General features: G+C 38.2%; 17 protein-coding genes. 9 read left to right on the top strand and 8 right to left on the bottom strand.

What is annotated here, in order from left to right; all coding sequences use genetic code 11:
* Positions 1–62 precede the first annotated feature (62 nt).
* Positions 63–734: a Crp/Fnr family transcriptional regulator gene (locus LMOATCC19117_RS01580; protein ID WP_003734545.1), complete on the top strand. Its 672-nt coding sequence runs from the start codon at positions 63–65 to the stop codon at positions 732–734.
* A gap of 143 nt (positions 735–877) precedes the next feature.
* Here LMOATCC19117_RS01580 and nrdG read toward each other — a convergent pair whose 3' ends face one another.
* Together nrdG and nrdD are read right to left on the bottom strand one after the other, a co-directional pair.
* Complete coding sequence (nrdG, locus tag LMOATCC19117_RS01575) at positions 878–1429, bottom strand: anaerobic ribonucleoside-triphosphate reductase activating protein (protein WP_003734544.1); 552 nt, start codon at positions 1427–1429, stop codon at positions 878–880.
* A complete protein-coding gene (gene nrdD, locus LMOATCC19117_RS01570; protein WP_003724215.1) occupies positions 1422–3572 on the bottom strand; it encodes an anaerobic ribonucleoside-triphosphate reductase in 2151 nt (716 codons plus the stop codon). The genes nrdG and nrdD overlap by 8 nt, the downstream gene beginning before the upstream one ends.
* Positions 3573–3862: 290 nt before the next feature.
* Here nrdD and LMOATCC19117_RS01565 point away from each other — a divergent pair, with 290 nt between their 5' ends.
* Positions 3863–4963: an ABC transporter ATP-binding protein gene (locus LMOATCC19117_RS01565; protein ID WP_003724214.1), complete on the top strand. Its 1101-nt coding sequence runs from the start codon at positions 3863–3865 to the stop codon at positions 4961–4963.
* 37 nt (positions 4964–5000) lie between these two features.
* Here LMOATCC19117_RS01565 and LMOATCC19117_RS01560 read toward each other — a convergent pair whose 3' ends face one another.
* Positions 5001–5972, bottom strand: a complete 972-nt coding sequence (locus LMOATCC19117_RS01560) for a Gfo/Idh/MocA family protein (RefSeq protein WP_003724213.1) — start codon at positions 5970–5972, stop codon at positions 5001–5003.
* A 115-nt stretch (positions 5973–6087) separates the two neighbouring features.
* Between LMOATCC19117_RS01560 and LMOATCC19117_RS01555 the strand changes: the two genes are divergently transcribed.
* The 3 genes from LMOATCC19117_RS01555 (at position 6088) to LMOATCC19117_RS01545 (ending at position 8688) form a co-directional block, all read left to right on the top strand.
* Complete coding sequence (locus tag LMOATCC19117_RS01555; protein WP_003731066.1) at positions 6088–6909, top strand: Cof-type HAD-IIB family hydrolase; 822 nt, start codon at positions 6088–6090, stop codon at positions 6907–6909.
* A 16-nt stretch (positions 6910–6925) separates the two neighbouring features.
* The gene (locus LMOATCC19117_RS01550) at positions 6926–7768 is read left to right on the top strand and encodes a ComEC/Rec2 family competence protein (protein WP_003724211.1); all 843 of its coding nucleotides are present in this window, start codon (positions 6926–6928) and stop codon (positions 7766–7768) included.
* A gap of 257 nt (positions 7769–8025) precedes the next feature.
* A complete protein-coding gene (locus LMOATCC19117_RS01545) occupies positions 8026–8688 on the top strand; it encodes a Crp/Fnr family transcriptional regulator (protein WP_003724210.1) in 663 nt (220 codons plus the stop codon).
* A 36-nt stretch (positions 8689–8724) separates the two neighbouring features.
* Here LMOATCC19117_RS01545 and LMOATCC19117_RS01540 read toward each other — a convergent pair whose 3' ends face one another.
* Complete coding sequence (locus LMOATCC19117_RS01540; RefSeq protein WP_003724209.1) at positions 8725–9228, bottom strand: GNAT family N-acetyltransferase; 504 nt, start codon at positions 9226–9228, stop codon at positions 8725–8727.
* A gap of 135 nt (positions 9229–9363) precedes the next feature.
* On the opposite strand from LMOATCC19117_RS01540, the gene yidA reads away from it, so the two are divergent.
* The 4 genes from yidA (at position 9364) to LMOATCC19117_RS01520 (ending at position 13578) form a co-directional block, all read left to right on the top strand.
* On the top strand, positions 9364–10176 hold the full coding sequence (gene yidA, locus LMOATCC19117_RS01535; protein WP_014929016.1) for a sugar-phosphatase: 813 nt from the start codon (positions 9364–9366) through the stop codon (positions 10174–10176).
* Positions 10177–10295: 119 nt separating this feature from the next.
* Positions 10296–11732 (top strand): glycoside hydrolase family 1 protein, encoded by a 1437-nt coding sequence (locus tag LMOATCC19117_RS01530; RefSeq protein ID WP_003722891.1) that lies wholly within the window; start codon positions 10296–10298, stop codon positions 11730–11732.
* 3 nt (positions 11733–11735) lie between these two features.
* Positions 11736–12359, top strand: coding sequence for an SMI1/KNR4 family protein (locus tag LMOATCC19117_RS01525; protein WP_003733527.1), 624 nt, complete (start codon positions 11736–11738; stop codon positions 12357–12359).
* A 133-nt stretch (positions 12360–12492) separates the two neighbouring features.
* On the top strand, positions 12493–13578 hold the full coding sequence (locus tag LMOATCC19117_RS01520; protein ID WP_003734543.1) for a leucine-rich repeat domain-containing protein: 1086 nt from the start codon (positions 12493–12495) through the stop codon (positions 13576–13578).
* 28 nt (positions 13579–13606) lie between these two features.
* Here LMOATCC19117_RS01520 and LMOATCC19117_RS01515 read toward each other — a convergent pair whose 3' ends face one another.
* The 4 genes from LMOATCC19117_RS01515 to LMOATCC19117_RS01500 all read right to left on the bottom strand — a co-directional run bounded on the left by LMOATCC19117_RS01515 (position 13607) and on the right by LMOATCC19117_RS01500 (position 17666).
* Positions 13607–15493 carry an ABC transporter permease subunit gene (locus LMOATCC19117_RS01515; protein WP_003731070.1) on the bottom strand — a complete coding sequence of 629 codons (1887 nt, stop codon included), beginning with the start codon at positions 15491–15493 and terminating at the stop codon, positions 13607–13609.
* Between the two features lie 83 nt (positions 15494–15576).
* The gene (locus LMOATCC19117_RS01510; protein WP_003724204.1) at positions 15577–16212 is read right to left on the bottom strand and encodes a histidine phosphatase family protein; all 636 of its coding nucleotides are present in this window, start codon (positions 16210–16212) and stop codon (positions 15577–15579) included.
* A 71-nt stretch (positions 16213–16283) separates the two neighbouring features.
* Positions 16284–17243 (bottom strand): ring-cleaving dioxygenase, encoded by a 960-nt coding sequence (locus tag LMOATCC19117_RS01505; protein ID WP_003734542.1) that lies wholly within the window; start codon positions 17241–17243, stop codon positions 16284–16286.
* A 6-nt stretch (positions 17244–17249) separates the two neighbouring features.
* Positions 17250–17666: a MarR family winged helix-turn-helix transcriptional regulator gene (locus LMOATCC19117_RS01500; protein WP_003724202.1), complete on the bottom strand. Its 417-nt coding sequence runs from the start codon at positions 17664–17666 to the stop codon at positions 17250–17252.
* Positions 17667–17696 lie beyond the last annotated feature (30 nt).

Genomic DNA, 17696 nt, shown 5'->3' with positions numbered 1-17696 from the left:
TTTTTTGTTAATTTTGATATTATGTATTATAGTTAACAAAAAAAGTAAAGGGGCTGCTAATAATGGATGCATTATTTAATTATAAAGAGTTTGTTCGGCTTTCTCATGAAGGCAATATTAAATATGAAAAATTAAAAGTTCCAAAACATACAGATTTAGTAAATACTGCCTCGCAAAGAAATAACCATGTCTATTTAATTGTAGAAGGCTTCGTGTCTATTTCTATGAATCCGCAATCTAGTAGTATTTATACAGTCTTAGGTAAAGGCTCTTTTGTAAATTACTATAGTTTGTTCCAAGGAAATGTAGATGACTTTCTGTTTACAACCATTTCCCCGTGCACTATTTACAAATATTCTTTTAAAGATTTAGAGTACTTTCTTTCGATGTTTCCAGAGAATTTTGGTTTTCAATTTTTCATTATGCGAGACTTGGCGCGACATGCATTCTTCAAAAGCCTTTTCGCCGAGACTAGTTCTTCTGATAAATTAGAGCTTTCTTTTTCTAATATGGGCAAATTACACGGAACGCTTTATGAAAAAGATAGTGTTATTTTACCGAAAGAAATGCGAACTAGTACTATCGCTGCTTATAGCAATCTATCGAAAAGCAGTTTTTACAAACAATTAACCCTTTTAAAAGAACAAGGTAAGATTTGGAAAAATGGAAGAGAATGGGTTGTTAGAAATAAGGAATTGTACGATTATGTGAAAGCTAGACAATTTGTTGATTAAAAAACGCCACCTGAGTTATGGGTGGCGTTTTTTATTTGGATTAGTACTATCATCATTCTTACATTGTTGATTCTATGCCCGCACATATATTCAATAAGCATCCAAAGCAAAAAGAATAAGCCCTCCATCAAAGAGGGCCTATTTCACAACTCATACAAAACCACTTCACCAGTAGCAAATGATTTCTGCACATCAATAATTCTTTGGTTGCTGGAACCGCGGAATGCTAGGTTGGGGTCGAATAGTTTTTGTTCGAAGCGGCCGTCTACCAGAACATCTATTAAGGATAGAAGTTCTAGTTTGTCGGCGGTTTCTTGCATCATTTCGTCCCAGGTGTAGCCGGTCCATGACCAGATATCTTTTGTTTCGCCGTATGTCGCGCGGATTCGTTTCACGACAGATAGGCATGTGGCGGTGTTTAGAAATGGTTCTCCGCCAAGTAAAGTGAGGCCTTGGACGCTTTCATGTCCGATGTCTTTTAGGATATCGTCTTCTAATTCTTTCGTGTAAGGTTTGCCGTATTTAAATGATTGCGCAGCCTTGTTGTAACAGCCTTCGCAGTGGAAAGGACATCCAGATACATATAGACTGCACCGGACGCCCTCTCCGTCGACAAAGTTGAATGCCTTATAGTCGGCGATATACCCTCTGGATAATTCATTCGACTTCCATTCACACGGTTTTGGATTATTCACCTAAGTTCTCCATATGTTTCACGCGATTGCTAATTTCTACGTGACGTCCATGAACCATTGGACGTTTCATTGGGTTGCCTAAATAGCCACAAGTACGTTTTACAACATCTGCTTTTTCGGGGTCGGTGTTGCCACAGCTTGGGCATTTGAAGCCTTCTTCTGTAGGAACAAATTCACCTTCAAAATTACATTCGTAACATTTATCGATTGGTGTATTTGTACCAAGGTAAGCTACACGATCATAGGAGTAATCCCATACAGCCTCAAGTGCTTTCGTATTGTGAACCATTTTTGGATATTCACAATAATGAATGAATCCGCCAGAGCAAAATTCTGGATAATCTTTTTCAAAATCAATTTTTTCAAATGGGGTAATTTTTTTACGAACATCATAGTGGAAAGAGTTTTGGTAGTAGTCTTTATCTGTGATGTCTTTAATTACACCATATTTTTCTTTGTCTAAACGGTTAAAACGGTCAGTTAAGCTTTCACTTGGAGTCGAATATACGCTAAACCAGTAGCCATATTCATCTTTCCAGTTGTCCGCATAACCTTTTAGTTCTTTCAAGATATCAAGCGTGAAGTTTTTTGCTTCTTTGTCGCCTTCCCATTCACCGCCGTAAAATACAGTCGCTGCTTCATAAAGACCGATATAGCCGATAGAGATAGTAGAACGTTCTTTATTGAAAAGTTGATCAACATTTTCGCCATCTTGTAGTCGTTTGCCAAATGCTCCGTATTTATATAAAATTGGTGCATTTTCTGGACGTGCTTGACGTACGCGGTTTAAACGGAAAAGTAGCGCATCTTTGACAGTTTTCATGCGTTCGTGGAAAATTTCCCAGAAACGTTCTTTGTCCCCACCACTTTGGATAGCGATACGTGGAATGTTAAGTGTTACAACACCAAGATTGTTTCTTCCCGCGTTCACGTGTTCGCCGTTTTCGTTTTCCCAAGCTGGCAAGAACGAACGACAGCCCATTGGTACTTTGAAATCGCCTGTTAAGCGAACGAGTGAATCGTAGTTGAGTACATCTGGATACATCCGTTTCGAGGAACACTCTAGCGCCAATTGTTTAATGTCATAATTAGGATCTTCTGCATTTAAATTAGTTCCACGGCGAATTGAAAATACTAATTTCGGGAAAATAGCCGTGTGTTTATCTTTACCAACCCCACCAATACGCACTTTTAGGATGGCTTTTTGAATTTCACGGGCAAACCAATCTTCACCAAGACCGAAGCCTAGTGTTACGAAAGGTGTTTGGCCGTTACTTGTATATAATGTGTTGATTTCGTATTCTAAGCTTTGCATCGCATCGTAAATATCTTTGCGTGTTTTCTCCGCTGCATAACCTTCTTGTTTTTCTGGAACGACCCATTCCATCGCATCTTTTTTATGTTTTTCAAAGTTCAAACGCGCGTAAACGGATAAAACTTCATCAATACGGTCAACCGAACAGCCGCCGTACTGTGAACTTGCTACGTTTGCGATTATTTGAGCAATTTGTGCGGTAGCAGTTTGGATAGATTTCGGGCTTTCTACGTTGGCATTACCAATCGTAAATCCTTTTGACAGCATTCCTTCGATGTCGATTAAACAACAGTTGGTCATCGCATGGTATGGGCTGTAATCTAAATCGTGAAAATGAATTTCCCCTTTTAAATGAGCGTTGGATACGTGTTTTGGTAGCATGTATTTTAATGCGTAACTTTTTGCTACGGCTCCTGCTGTCAAATCGCGTTGCGTATTAAAGACAGTCGCGTCTTTGTTGGCATTTTCGTTTACTACTGTTTTGTCTTTTTGTAGTAGCTTTTCTACGCTTTTGTGCATATCTGTGATGTTTTCACGCTCATGGTCGCGATCATGGCGGTACTCTATGTAAGCCCTCGCTACATCAGGATACGTCGATTTCATTAAAGTATTTTCGACGCAATGCTGGATTTCATCGATGGTCATATCTGCCTTGTTAGGTAATTCACTTACAACCTCAAGCAAAATCTCTTCTAAGAAAGTCTCGTCCTCTAAATTAATTGCTTTCATAGATGCTTCAACGGCATTACGAATTTTAATTAAATCAAAGTTTGCTTTACGGCCGTCCCTTTTTATTACCATTTGTTCATTAAGTTGTTCCACGTACATGATAATCCCCCACTAACTATATATTGTGTCTGCTTTAATAATATAACACAAGATGAAGTTTTATTGTAATGATATCTGAGGAATTTCCGGAATTGGGACTAAAGAATTAAGCGCTGTGAAAAATCTTTCACATAAAAGGTCTTTTGTCCCTTTACTTCTTTTTATTTTTTTGCTACTTATGCAAGTTGCCCAACAGATGAATTTTTTCTTTGTGCAAATTGCCATAGTTTTTGTAAAGCGTTTTCATATACAATGAACACAAGTTAAAAAATAGAAAGAGGCGAAGAAAGTTGGCACAATTATCACTAGAACATATTTATAAAATTTATGATAACAAAGTAACTGCGGTATCTGACTTTAATTTAGAAATCGATGACAAAGAATTCATCGTTTTTGTAGGTCCATCTGGTTGTGGTAAATCTACAACTTTACGTATGATTGCTGGACTAGAAGAAATTTCAAAAGGCGAACTATCTATTGATGGTAAAGTAATGAACAATGTTGCGCCAAAAGACCGTGACATCGCAATGGTATTCCAAAACTACGCATTATATCCGCATATGACTGTATATGATAATATGGCATTCGGTTTAAAACTTCGTAAAATGCCAAAAGACGAAATTAAAAAACGTGTTGAGCATGCAGCAAATATTCTTGGCTTAACTGAATACTTAAAACGTAAACCAAGTGCACTTTCCGGTGGTCAACGTCAACGTGTTGCTCTAGGTCGTGCAATCGTTCGTGACGCAAAAGTCTTCCTAATGGATGAACCACTTTCCAACTTGGATGCGAAATTACGTGTGCAAATGCGTGCGGAAATCACAAAACTTCACCAACAATTAGATACTACAATGATTTACGTTACCCATGACCAAACAGAAGCGATGACAATGGCAACTCGTATCGTTATCATGAAAGACGGTGTTATCCAACAAGTTGGTTCACCAAAACAAGTTTACGATCACCCAGTAAATATGTTCGTAGCCGGCTTTATTGGAAGCCCAGCAATGAACTTCTTCAAAGGGCGTTTAGAAGGTTCTAACTTTATCGGTGATGATTTCACTATTGAAGTTCCAGAAGGCAAATTAAAACTTCTTAAAGATAGAGGGTTTGACGGTAAAGATATCGTTTTCGGTATTCGTCCAGAAGATATTCATGATGAGCCAATCGTTATTGAAGCTAATCCTGGTTATACGTTCAAAGCAACTACTATTGTTGCCGAGCTTACTGGTGCTGAATTTATGCTTCATAGCCGCGTTGGTACACATGAATTCGTAGCACGTGTTGATGCTCGCTCGGAACACCAACCAAACGAAGTACTGACTTTAGCATTCGAAATGTCTAAATCTCACTTCTTCGACCCAGAAACAGAAGATAACTTAACTGATTAATATTCTTAGAAAAACCCGCCAAGCTCGGCGGGTTTTCTTATTTTTCAAAAGGAAATTTAATTCCCCACTGCGTTCTAACATCGCTCATAATCGTGATAACATCATTTGTTAACTGATAAGTCGTGTTTTCTCCTGTCGCGATGCTCTCTTCCATAGCTATAATTTCATATTCTAAAGCTTTACTTGTTTCACCAACCTCAATTTCTTCCACTTTTCCAGTTGCCGTGTGTGTAACAGTTGCTCGGCTGGCACGCGGGTATTCATCTACAGTGATAAATCCTTCTTCACAAGCAATGACACCTCGTTTTGGCATTTTAGCACGGAAAGATAGCGATACAACCGCTAGTTCCTCTTCTTTATTTTTCAGTAAAATTCCGGACTGTTCGTCCACACCTGTTTCGAATTTCTTCATCGTCGTTAATACTTCATCCGGCGTTTCACTTAAAAAATACCGAGCAAAACTAAGGGCATACGTACCAATATCAAGTAATGCTCCACCCGCCAAATCCATATTATAAAAACGGTTTTTCGGATCTTTTTCTTTGGCACTTCCAAAAGCAACTTGAATAATTTTCAATTTACCAATTGCTCCAGATTCCACAATTTCTCGTAACTTTTTATAAAGCGGCATATGGAATATGGTCATTGCTTCTTTAACGATTAAGCCTTTCTCTTTGGCTAGCACATTGATTTCATTAAGTTCTTCGCTACTTACAGTTATCGCTTTTTCAGCTAAAACGTGTTTGCCGTTATGTAAACTTTTCATGATAAATTCATAGTGGTTAGAGTGTGGTGTAGCGATATAAACTACATCTATCGCCGGATCAGCAAGCATTTTGTCAAAGTCATCGTATACATTTTCTATTCCGTATTGACTTGCGAATGCTTGCCCCTTCTCTAAACTCCGTGCTCCTACCGCATAAATTTCACGGTTCATTCCTCGCATACCTTCTGCAAATTCGTGTGCAATTGAACCTGGTCCAAGAATTGCCCAGTTTAAATTTCCCATCATGGAACTCCTCCAAAAAATTATTTTAGAACTCGATAAAAACTATTGTATCATAATAACTATTCCGATTCGCACATGGTATACTTAAGTTATTAACTAAAAAGGATGATTTTATTTGACTAAAAAGTATTTGATTTGTTCCGATATCGATGGCACATTACTGCGCCAAGATCAAACTGTCTCTAAAAAAACGCGTGATTTAATCCAAACCTTAGAAAAAGATGGCCATATTTTTTCTATTTCTACAGGACGGATGTATCGCTCTGCCCGTGAAGTTGGCTTCCAAGTGAGTAATTCCGGTCATGTTATTGCCTCAAACGGATCCTACGCGGCTATTCGCGATGAACAACTGCTTAAAACCACTTTAGAAGAGAAGGCAATTCGCTCCACTTACGATATTATGAGCGACTTCGATCTACCACTTTTTTTCTTCTCTACCAATACACTTTTCTATACAAAAGAACCACCTGCTTTCTTCCAAAATCTTGCTGATAAAAGTCGCTTAGATACAGGACACAATAGTTTTTCGCTCGTTTCTATTAATGAAAAAGGTGTTTTTGATGAAAACATGCATCAATTTTTAAATGCTATTGTCGTTGCGGAAGATGATGCCTCAAAACTAACCGAAGTTCGCGCTGCTCTAAATGAAGCGAATGGTATTAGAGTCCTTTCTTCACACCATAATAATTTAGAAATACTTCCTGCTAATTCTGACAAAAAAACAGCCGTTGAAGCGCTTGGAAAGCATTACAATATTCCACGCGAAAGAATTATTACTTTTGGTGATGGCGAAAATGATATTGGCATGCTACAATATGCTGGAACCGGTGTTGCGATGGCAAATGCAAGCGATAATGTCAAAGCAGCAGCAGATCATCTTACTGACACGAATGAAGCAGATGGGGTTTACAAATTTCTAAAAGAATTCATTTCATAAGAGAAGAGGAAAAGGGATGAAAAAAGGGATTTTAAACGTATTATTAGTTTTTGCTTTAATTGCGGGGCTTTCCGTACCAAGTTCTATGCAAGTTGAAGCTGCTGCACCAACTATAAAAGTGCATTTTATTGATGTTGGTCAAGGAGATGCCATTTATATCAAAGCACCTAGTGGAGAAGATATTTTAATTGATGCAGGTAACAAAGGTAAAGGGAAAACTGTTGTAAATTATTTAAAAAAATTAAAAGTAAAAGATATTGAGATAATGATTGCTTCTCATTCAGATGCGGATAACATTGGTGGATTACCAGAAGTCATGAATAATATCAAGGTAAAAAGCCTTTATGCACCAAAATCCACAAACACAACAGCCGCTTACAAAAATTTTGTGAACACGGCGAAAAAGAAAAAACTAACCATTAAAACCGCAAAAGCAGGCGTAAAACTCCCTGTCAAAGGAGTAAATGCGCAGTTTGTTGGTCCTGTTAAAACTTACGGAAAAACAGATCGAAACAACTGGAGTGCTGTTCTCCACGTCGCATATAAGAAAAACACCTTCCTTTTCACAGGAGATGCGCAAACAAAAGCAGAAAACGATATGATTAAGGCAAAGAAAACCTTACGAGCTGACGTGTTAAAAGTAAGTACACAAGGTTCCAAAGCTGCAACAAGCAAAGCGTTTGTCAATGTCGTTAAACCAAAATACGCCATTATTAGCGTTGGGAAAAATGGATATGGCCACCCCACTTCACAAACCGTTAACACATTGACAAAAGCAAAAGCGAAAGTTTATCGAACAGATCGTAATAAAACCGTCGTTGTAACAGGCAACGGCTCCAGTTATTCTATCGGAAAATAATTTATGCTTATACGAAAAGCCAATAATAAAGATACGACTTTATTATTGGCTTTTTCCAACTATGCGTATTGGTTAACCTTTCTGAGTTAGAAATAACTCAAATATGACAAAAATATTGCGGTTACATTGGCTAAAAAAGGGTATTTTCATAAAAAAGAGGTTTTTTAGAAGTCTATTTTTAGTACTTGTGCAAACTTTTACGATGATACAATGTATTTGTATTAGTACAACTGAATCTGAAGGAGACGAAGTAAAAAATGGCCTATCCATTTAATCACAAAGAGTTTGTTGCAATGATGGAACAATACAATTTAAAATCTAACAGCATCACAATACCTGAACATACCATTCTAAATGATCTAGTTACTGAAAATCGGGATTGTGTGTATTTACTTAAATCTGGTATATTGGCCGGATATATTGATTTCGACAATGATAAAATTTATTCTATTTTCACATCTAATTTTTTCATGGGATATTATACGATTTTCGATAATGCATCCCTTGTTTTAACGTATCAAACACTAACTGAGTGCGAATTGATTATCTACAAGAAGAAAGATATCGAATACTCGCTCTCTCTCTTCCCTGAAAACTTTAGCTTCCAATACACAATTATGAGAACTATCGCCAAACATGGTTACTACAAATCACTTTTACAATATCGCGATAAAAAAGATCAATTGGCTTTTGTATTTGAAATGCTTGTCAAAATCCTCGATATCCCAGTGGAAGACGGCGTCGCAGTACTACCAAAATCTATTAGTACGACAGTCATTAAAAACTACTGTACCCTGTCGAAAGCCTTCTTCTATTCTCAACTTAAAGAATTAAAAGAAGCCGGGATTATTTCAAAAGTAAAACTGCAATGGCGTATTAACATGGAAGCTCTTTCAGAAAAAAACAATAGCATAAACTAAGAAAAAGGATGCAGTTTTATGAGCTGCATCCTTTTTTTATTTAATCGCTAAAGTGAAAATACTAACTTCTTGTTCTTTTCCGCCATAATTAGCTTGTTTGGTTTCTTCTTTCGTGTAGCCAAGGTATTCAAAGAATCCACGCCCTTTTTCATTCTCAGCTAAAACTCCTAAGGCTAATGAATCTGCCCCGCCGTCATTCGCCCACTCTTTGATCGTTTGATGAAGTACTTTTCCAAGGCCGTTATGACGAGCATCTGGCGTTAAAAGAAGTAATCCGATAAACCAGCGCCCTTTTCGCGGATAGTCAGAAACAATATCTACTAAGCCGATTGGTTTTTCATTTTCATCCAATACAGCTAGTACAAACTTATCGAATCTTGTTTTCCCGTTTGGAATTTCTGTGATAATTTTTAATGCATCACTTTTCGATGCAGGCTTATCTTGTTCCATTAAATAATAATCTTCGGATGCCGCGCAAACAGCTTCTGCAAGTTCTACATCTTTTTCATTTAAAAATTTCACATGATAATTACGTTTCATTATTTCACTCTTTTCTTTATCAAGTTTCCAAGTCAATCATGCCATAAATTCCCTGTTGTTTCAATAGATAGCTAGAAATCCATCTGAATTTATGCTATACTAGAATGAGTTTATGATGGAAAAGGAGCTAGTATATTGTATAAATTAATCGCGATTGATATTGATGGAACACTACTGACAGATGATCATAAGGTTACGAACGAAGTAAAAGAAGCCATTCGCCAAGCAAAACTAAAAGGCGTAAAAGTGGTTCTTTGTACTGGACGTCCGCTTGTTGGTGTAGAAAATTATCTAACTGACCTTGAATTACGTGAGGAAGGCGATTACGTTATTAGTTTTAACGGCGCATTCGTTCAAGATACGTTTACAAAAGAAGTTATTTCTCACTTAACGCTTGGCATTGACGATTTAAAAGAAATTTATCAAGTGAGTTTAGATAGCAATTTGCACATGCATTTCTTTGATGACAAAGCGCTTTATACGCCGAACCGTGAAATCGGCAAATACACGATTGTCGAAGCTTATCTTACTGGTAGCCAACTGATTTATAAAGAAATCGAAAACGTGCCAGAAGATTTTATTATGTCGAAAGCAATGTTTATTGAAGAAGCCCCTGAGTTAGAAGTTGGTATTGCGAAAATCCCAGAATCATTCCGCGAAAAATATCATCTAGTTCGTAGCACGCCTTTCTACTTGGAAATTCTAAATCGTGACGCTAGTAAAGGTAACGCGGTCAAAGAACTTTCCGAAAAACTTGGCATTAAGCAAAGCGAAGTTATCTGCATTGGCGACCAAGAAAATGACGTTACAATGCTTGAATTTGCTGGTCTTGGTATTGCGATGGGCAATGCTCCAGAAAGAATTAAGCAATTAGCTGACTATACGACTGCATCGAACAATGATAGTGGTGTAGCAAAAGCAATTCAAAAATTTGTGCTGGATAAATAAAACAAAAACGCAGATTCGAATAGGAATCTGCGTTTTTTAACTATCTTTTTAAAAGAATATACTTTAAAATATATTAGTAGAGTTTTTTAATAAAAATCGCTTTAATGGAGGTTATATTAATGGAACATCAAAAACGTTCACCATTCCCGAAAGATTTCTTATGGGGTTCTGCATCGGCAGCTTATCAAATCGAAGGCGCATGGGACGCAGACGGCAAAGGTAAATCAGTTTGGGACGAATATGTCCGCATTCCTGGAACTACTTTTAAAGGTACAAATGGCGATGTAGCTGTCGACCATTATCACCGTTATAAAGAAGACGTAAAACTAATGGCAGACGCTGGCCTAAAAGCTTACCGTTTCTCTATCGCTTGGACTCGTATTTTTCCAAATGGTAAAGGCGAAGTGAATGAAGCTGGATTGAAATTTTATGATAACTTGATTGATGAGTTGCTTAAATATGACATTGAACCGCTTGTAACGCTTTATCACTGGGATATCCCACAAGCATTATTTGATGAATACGGTGGCTGGGAATCTCGCCAAGTTATTGAAGATTTCACAAATTATTCCACAACGCTATTCAAACGTTACGGCGACCGCGTGAAATATTGGGTTTCCTTGAATGAGCAAAATATCTTTGTTGGTATGGGTTATGGTCAAGCGCTTCACCCGCCAAAAGTTAGCGATCCAAAAAGAATGTACGCAGTAAACCATATTGCGAACTTAGCTAATGCGAGTGTTATCAAAGCTTTCCACGAAATCGTTCCTGATGGAAAAATTGGACCAAGTTTTGCTTACACACCACATTATCCAATCGACACAGATCCTAAAAACGTTCAAGCTGCCGACGATGCAGAAGAATTAAACAGTTATTTCTGGATGGATATGTATGCTTTTGGGCGCTATCCGAAAGCGGTTTGGAAATATTTAGAAGAAAACGATATTGCGCCAGTTATTGAAGACGGCGATATGGAACTTCTTGCTTCTGCAAAACCAGATTTCATGGGCGTAAACTATTACCAATCCGCAACTGTTGCTTACAACCCGCTTGATGGCGTTGGTCAAAACAACGAAATGAACTTCACTGGTAAAAAAGGTAGCACGAAAGAGACTGGTGTTCCTGGCGTTTACAAAAAAGTCGTTAATCCTTTTGTGAAAACAACGAACTGGGACTGGACAATCGATCCAAAAGGCTTACAAATTGCGCTTCGTCGTATTAACAGCCGCTATGCTTTACCAATTTTAATTACAGAAAACGGTTTAGGTGAATTTGATAAATTAGTTGATGGTGAAGTAAACGATGACTACCGTATTGACTATCTAAGCGCGCACGCAACTGCTATTCGCGATGCAATCAGTGATGGCGTTGATATGTTAGGCTATTGTACTTGGAGCTTCACAGACCTTCTAAGCTGGTTAAACGGCTATCAAAAACGTTACGGTTTTGTTTATGTTGACCGCGATGTGGAAGATGATGCGCCAATGACACGTATTCCGAAGAAAAGTTATTATTGGTATAAACAAGTGATTGAAACTAATGGAGCAGATTTATAAATGATGGCTGACCTTCAAGATTGGCTAGCTAGAATCCAAGCAAAAATCACTGCGTTAAAAGAAAAAGATCCCGATTTGAATTTATTTGGTTCAGAAAGCCACGCCTATAAACTTAATCAACCATTGTCTAATCAAACGCTTACCGAGTTTGAGAATGAGCATCAAATTACCTTACCTCAAGATTATCGCGCTTTTCTAGAGCAAATTGGTAATGGTGGAATGGGTCCTTATTATGGCTTAGAAACACTTGCGGACGGGCTTTGCGCCTCGCTTGATTACAAGGATGAAAAGTACGGGGTGCAAACATTAAGTGAGCCTTTTCCACATACAGATGATTGGACCGCTCCTGGTTATAAAGAAGGAATGTCCGATGAAGATTATGATGCTTGGCAAGAACTGTGCTTCCAAGATAAAGAAGTATTTGGACTTCTGCGTATCGCTAATTTTGGTTGTGGCGTTTCGATTAACCTTGTTGTAAACGGTCCTTCTTATGGAGAAATTTGGGTGGATGACAGAAATAATGATAATGGCGTCTATCCTGATTTTTACTTTGGGAATGAAGAACGTTTAGGCTTTCTTGAATGGTATGAGTTATGGTTAGATAAATCTATAGAGGAAATTGAATAAAGAAAAAACCGCTAAAAAGAAGCATACTCTTTTTAGCGGTTTTTTTATGCAATGTTCATATGTGATGGCTTTTTATTTTTAAATAATTTGCATGCTATACTCCATTTATATTATAGAAAAGGAGTAGGATGACATGAAAAAATTTATTCTAGCAAGCCTTGCATGTACGACTTTGATTAGTTTTAGTCCTTTGGTAGGACAAGTCGAAGTAAGCGCTGCTACAACAAACATTGCCACTGCCCCAGAAAAAAATTTACAAGAAGCTCCTCCAGCCACGGTTGATCAAATTTTCCCAGATGATGCTCTAGCTTTTAAAGTCGCACAGGAACTAGGTGTTTCCGAGGATACAGTCGTTACACAAGAACAACTAGATACTATCGAAACAATGGTATATGTGGATTTCGGTGTGGAAGATTTAACAGGCATGGAATATTTACACAACTTAAAATTTGTAGATTTAAGCCAAAATAAAATTAGCAACTTAGAGAATCTCGCTAATTTAACAGAATTAGAAACGGTATCACTTAACTACAATCAAATTACAGATATTACTCCACTAATGAACTCACCTAAATTATATAACTTAGAATTAGGCGTTAACCAAATCTCTACTTTACCATCCTTCGAAAATTTAACTAATTTAAGGATATTAAATCTAAGTAGCAATCAACTAAAAGATATTTCGGCCCTAAAAGATACTCCTCAATTAACTAATTTATCTATTTCAGCAAATAATATATCAGACATCAGTGTCCTTTCAGAATGCGATAATCTCCGAGTTTTTTATGCCGAAAGCAATCAACTGACTTCTATTGAGTCATTAAGAAATAAAACAAAACTAGAATACTTCGATGCTAATTTTAATCAAATTAAAGATGTTACACCTCTCAGTACCATTCCAACAATTAGGTCAATAAAAATTGAAGAAAATCAGATTAGTGATTTCAGCTCATTGGCAGGTCACCGCTTAGAATTGTTTGATGCTACTGGACAAAATATATACCTTCCAGATGTTGCGCTCGGCGATTCCACTAATATTGTAATGAAAGATAATCTCGGAGTAACATTACATGATTGGGTTTGGTACACCCCAGGAACTTACCAAAATGATACACTTACTTGGGAAAATGCAGGCGATAATTCCGCTTACTTTTTAAATAATCAATATCCAACTTACCCTTCTGTCACAGTGACTGTCTATCAAACAGTCACTCCTTAAATAATAATAGCCTAGTTCTTTTATAGAACTAGGCTTTTTTACTTTCTTCTTCTCGTTTCAAAAGCGAATTTGCCATCATTTGGAAACAAAGAATTAAAATCATAAATACCACTAATGGAGGTAAAATTATCCAGAATTGGTGGTTGGCGAACACGAATTTAGCGTTTGCGATTAAACCAGATAATTCAGGGATAACTGGGTTTAGCATGCCGTCATCGGCGCCCATGATTGCCCCTCCGATGAAAATTCCAAAGATAGCTAAATGGACGAACATCTGTAGCGTTTGAATGAGCTGCTCAATCCAAATCAAAATTAATTTGGACCAGATTTGTGGATTGATATGCTTGGTTAATATCCAGCGAGCATTTCCGCCAAAAACGAGCGCACTCAAGACGAACTCTTTTTTTAACACCTGGGAAATTTCACTGCTGATTCGGTTGGTTGTAATTGGTAAAACGATGACAACCATGATTAAAATTTGGAAGGTTATGCGTGTAAATAGGCTTGTTTCGAAAACGCCAGAATAGCTGATGAATTCGTTGACCATGATAATAAAGACGAGTAATGACAGTGGTAGATAATGCATTCCGTCCGCTATTGATTGAACAAAATTGCGGGTTCGTGGCTTGCTGAAAAATGCGAGCGGTACTGCCAAAATGTAACCAATCACGACACGTAGCGTTGCGATGATGACAGCTATAAGTAGCGTATACTTGATGCCGACGAGTAATTGGTCGAGAATGGAGTTGCCGGCTTGGTCGGTGCCTAGCCATACTTGCGCATTTGGTTTGAAGGGCGCCATATCGGTCACTCGTCCGGTCGCATCACTGATAAATTTAAGCGAGTTGATTTTGTCTCCCATAAGCCCGTAAATAAGGCTCGCGATTAGTAAGATGCTAAGTGTTGCCAGCGGAATGCTGAAGGATGGGCGTTTTAGGAGCTGCCCGGTCGTTACTACAAAGTTGCGCCATTTGCTTTTAAGGTTTACTTTTTCCGTAAAGGTTTTCTGGAAACTATTCCAGTGCAGCGGTATTCGGGTCACGTTTGCGCTCTCGGTATTTTTCCCACGGCTAATCCATAGGTCTATTAGTGCGTAAAAGAAGTAAAATGGGGTGAACACGAGTGCTAATACTAGGAAAATATTTAATGGGCTAAATCCTGCTAGTAAATAGTAGAGCACGCCTTCGATACCGAATAAAAATTCTACAATGAGGTAGGCGCTTAAAATAAACCAAACGATGGTTTTGGATTGGTAAAATAGGCTTTGCATCATATTGGGTGTGGCATGGCGAAGTAGTATCGCTCTATCGGTTAAGCCTTTCCCGCGAGCCAGTTGGATGTAGTCAGCTTGCCATTCATTTTCCATAAGGAGCATCATCATTTTGTAAAAGAGCACGGTTGGTATGATGGATAAGCAGACGATTGGTGCTGCATAAATTTGCTCGCCGTTTAAGCTGTAAAAATTCAAGGTGAACACGCCTGTTTGCTGATATATGTAGACGACGGCCATTTGAATAAGGAAAATAAAGGAAAAATCTGGAAAAGCTTGAAGTATTGATAAGAATCCGCTTAAGCCTTGGCGCAACCATTTTGGCCCGCGAAATGTTGCAATCACTAGTAAATAAGCAATAATCGCTGAAATTAGCAAGCTCGCTACGATAATTTTCATGGAGTAGAAATATGGTCCGGTAATAAAATCTGCCAACGAGACATGAAAAACTTCTGCGCTTCCTTGGTAACTAATTTCCCATTTGGTTGGGTGGAAAATCGCTGTGAAAATTGACTTAAGAGCCTCCCAGTACGTGCTTGATGACCATGAAGTCACTTTGCTAAATATCGCGGGAACACAACTGATTAAAATAATTCCTAAAATTCCTAATAAATAATGTAGAAAAATTTTGACAATTCTTTTCATATGTATGTTTTCTCCCTTTTTCTAGCTTTCTCTTATGTATAAATCTAGGACACACCTCCAATGAGATATGTCCAAGATTCTACTTATTTTAAGTCTAAATGACCGATTTCATTGATTTTTTTAAGAGAAAATTCGCCGTTTTGGTATTCTACGATGCTAATACTTGTGTTCAAGATTCTTGGCGCTTCTTTGCGGTGATCTTCAACCGTTCCGCCTTGCAGCAAGTATAATAATAACGTGAGCGACATGCCGTGAGAAACGACGAGAATGTTGCCGCTTAGATTTTCTGCAATGATTTTTTCGACGCCTTCTAACAGTCGTTCTGCAAGTTCATAATAAGTCTCGCCGCCGTTCACTTCTGCTTTGTAGGTTTCTGGGCTATGGAGAATTTTTGCGCGTTCTTCAGGGTGTTGTTCGTCAATTTCAGTTACTCTAATGCCTTCCCACGTTCCAAATCCCATTTCTTTTAGTTCTTCCAGAGGTTGAATTTCGATTTCGCGGTCGCCAAGAATGTAAGCCGCGGTATCTTGCGTGCGTTTACTTGTACTTGTATAAACCGCATCAATTGGTGTATCTTTCAACACTTCGCCAACTGCTTTTGCCCCGTCAATACCTTCTGCAACTAGCGGCGAATCGCCCCATCCCTGCATTTGTCCAGTCATATTCCATTCCGTCTTACCATGTCTTACAAAATAAATTGTACGTAAACCTTCTGCCAAAATTCTGCCTCCTAATTACACATTCTTCTAAAATTGTATCATGAATAGGCATATTTTCAAGGTTTTCTTATTTATTTATCTGTATCAAGTGGTTTTAAATGAGCCAAAATATCTTCGCGGCGTTCTTCTAAATGTGGCGGTAAATCAACGTAAGTTCCATGCTCTTTCGTGAAATCGGTTTGGAAACCTGGTTCATCGGTTGCAAGTTCGATTAAAATGCCATTGCTTTCGCGGAAATAAAGAGAGTGGAAATAAAAACGGTCCACATATCCTGAATTTTTGTAGCCAAGGTCTTGAATCATTTCTGTCCAGCCAATCAAGTCGCCATCTGTCGGTACACGAAACGCCACGTGATGAATCCCGCCAGCACCTAAATTTCCTTGTTCTAAATCAGGTCGCGACTCCACATGCACTTCTCCGCCAAGCCCAACGTCGCCAGTTTTGAATACTGTAACTAATTTATCGTCATCTTCATAGGCACCGATCCGCTCGAAGCCTAATATTTTTGTCAAAAGACGATCTGTTTTTTCTTTTTTGAAAACAGAGAAGCGCACTGGGCCAAGTCCGCGAATGGCATATTCTGCTGGAACCGGGCTATCTTCCCAAGGGCTCACCTCGGTTACTTGTGTGCTTGTTTCACCGGAAATCAAATTGACCGGTAAGCCATCTGTGTCTTTTAAACGAATAATTTTGCGCCCGAATTGGTCGATTGGTTTACTGTGAAAAATGCGATGCTCATCGAGTCTTTTATCCCAGTAGTGCAAGGCTTCATCGCTTGGAACACGTAAGCTGAGGCTAGAAATCGCATTGCGTGATGGGTGGTTTTTGGCCATATTTGGAACTTCAAAGAAAGTTAGCGCTGTCCCCGGCGAACCGATTTCGTCTCCGTAATATAAGTGGTACGTATAAGGGTCATCTTGGTTAACCGATTTTTTCACTAGTCGTAGTCCCATTATTTTTGTATAAAAGTCAAAGTTAGCTCGTGCGTTCGCTGTAAAAATAGATACGTGATGAATTCCCGTTAATTTCATAAATAATCACTCTCCTAATTTTTTTAATAGCTTAAGTAGTTCTTTTTGTTCGTCTCTTGTTAATTTATCAAATTGAGCTTGCTGAAAAGCTTCTTGTTTTGGCACGTTTTCGCGGTAACACGCTTGGCCTTTTTCTGTGAGGGTAATATGTTTTTCGCGCCCTGTCTTTGTTCGCGTGATATAACCTAATTGTTCTAATTTCGCGAGGAGTTGGGTAACATTTCCCTTCGTTACAACTAATTTTTCGGCAAGTTGTTGCTGTGTAATCTCTTTGTCTAAGCCAATCTGGGCAATGCAATCAAACTGCGCTGTCGAAATTCCTACCGCTCGCAAATTCTGATTGGTCAGCTTCATATTCCGATTGTAAAATCGACTAAATCGAAACCAAAGCAAAACCCCTAGCCTTTCTTCTTTTTTTACCATGCTCGTCCCCTCCTCTTGATATTATTAGTT

Source organism: Listeria monocytogenes ATCC 19117 (assembly GCF_000307025.1).
Taxonomy (GTDB): Bacteria; Bacillota; Bacilli; order Lactobacillales; family Listeriaceae; genus Listeria; species Listeria monocytogenes_B.
Note: the sequence above shows the minus strand (reverse complement) of the source record. Positions and strands in the feature narration are given on the sequence as shown.

Coding starts and splice junctions, on each gene's coding strand:
- LMOATCC19117_RS01580 (WP_003734545.1), top strand. CDS start 63: ATGGATGCATTATTTAATTATAAAGAGTTTGTTCGGCTTTCTCATGAA.
- nrdD (WP_003724215.1), bottom strand. CDS start 3,572: ATGTACGTGGAACAACTTAATGAACAAATGGTAATAAAAAGGGACGGC.
- LMOATCC19117_RS01560 (WP_003724213.1), bottom strand. CDS start 5,972: ATGGGAAATTTAAACTGGGCAATTCTTGGACCAGGTTCAATTGCACAC.
- LMOATCC19117_RS01550 (WP_003724211.1), top strand. CDS start 6,926: ATGAAAAAAGGGATTTTAAACGTATTATTAGTTTTTGCTTTAATTGCG.
- LMOATCC19117_RS01545 (WP_003724210.1), top strand. CDS start 8,026: ATGGCCTATCCATTTAATCACAAAGAGTTTGTTGCAATGATGGAACAA.
- LMOATCC19117_RS01540 (WP_003724209.1), bottom strand. CDS start 9,228: ATGAAACGTAATTATCATGTGAAATTTTTAAATGAAAAAGATGTAGAA.
- LMOATCC19117_RS01530 (WP_003722891.1), top strand. CDS start 10,296: ATGGAACATCAAAAACGTTCACCATTCCCGAAAGATTTCTTATGGGGT.
- LMOATCC19117_RS01525 (WP_003733527.1), top strand. CDS start 11,736: ATGGCTGACCTTCAAGATTGGCTAGCTAGAATCCAAGCAAAAATCACT.
- LMOATCC19117_RS01520 (WP_003734543.1), top strand. CDS start 12,493: ATGAAAAAATTTATTCTAGCAAGCCTTGCATGTACGACTTTGATTAGT.
- LMOATCC19117_RS01515 (WP_003731070.1), bottom strand. CDS start 15,493: ATGAAAAGAATTGTCAAAATTTTTCTACATTATTTATTAGGAATTTTA.
- LMOATCC19117_RS01505 (WP_003734542.1), bottom strand. CDS start 17,243: ATGAAATTAACGGGAATTCATCACGTATCTATTTTTACAGCGAACGCA.
- LMOATCC19117_RS01500 (WP_003724202.1), bottom strand. CDS start 17,666: ATGGTAAAAAAAGAAGAAAGGCTAGGGGTTTTGCTTTGGTTTCGATTT.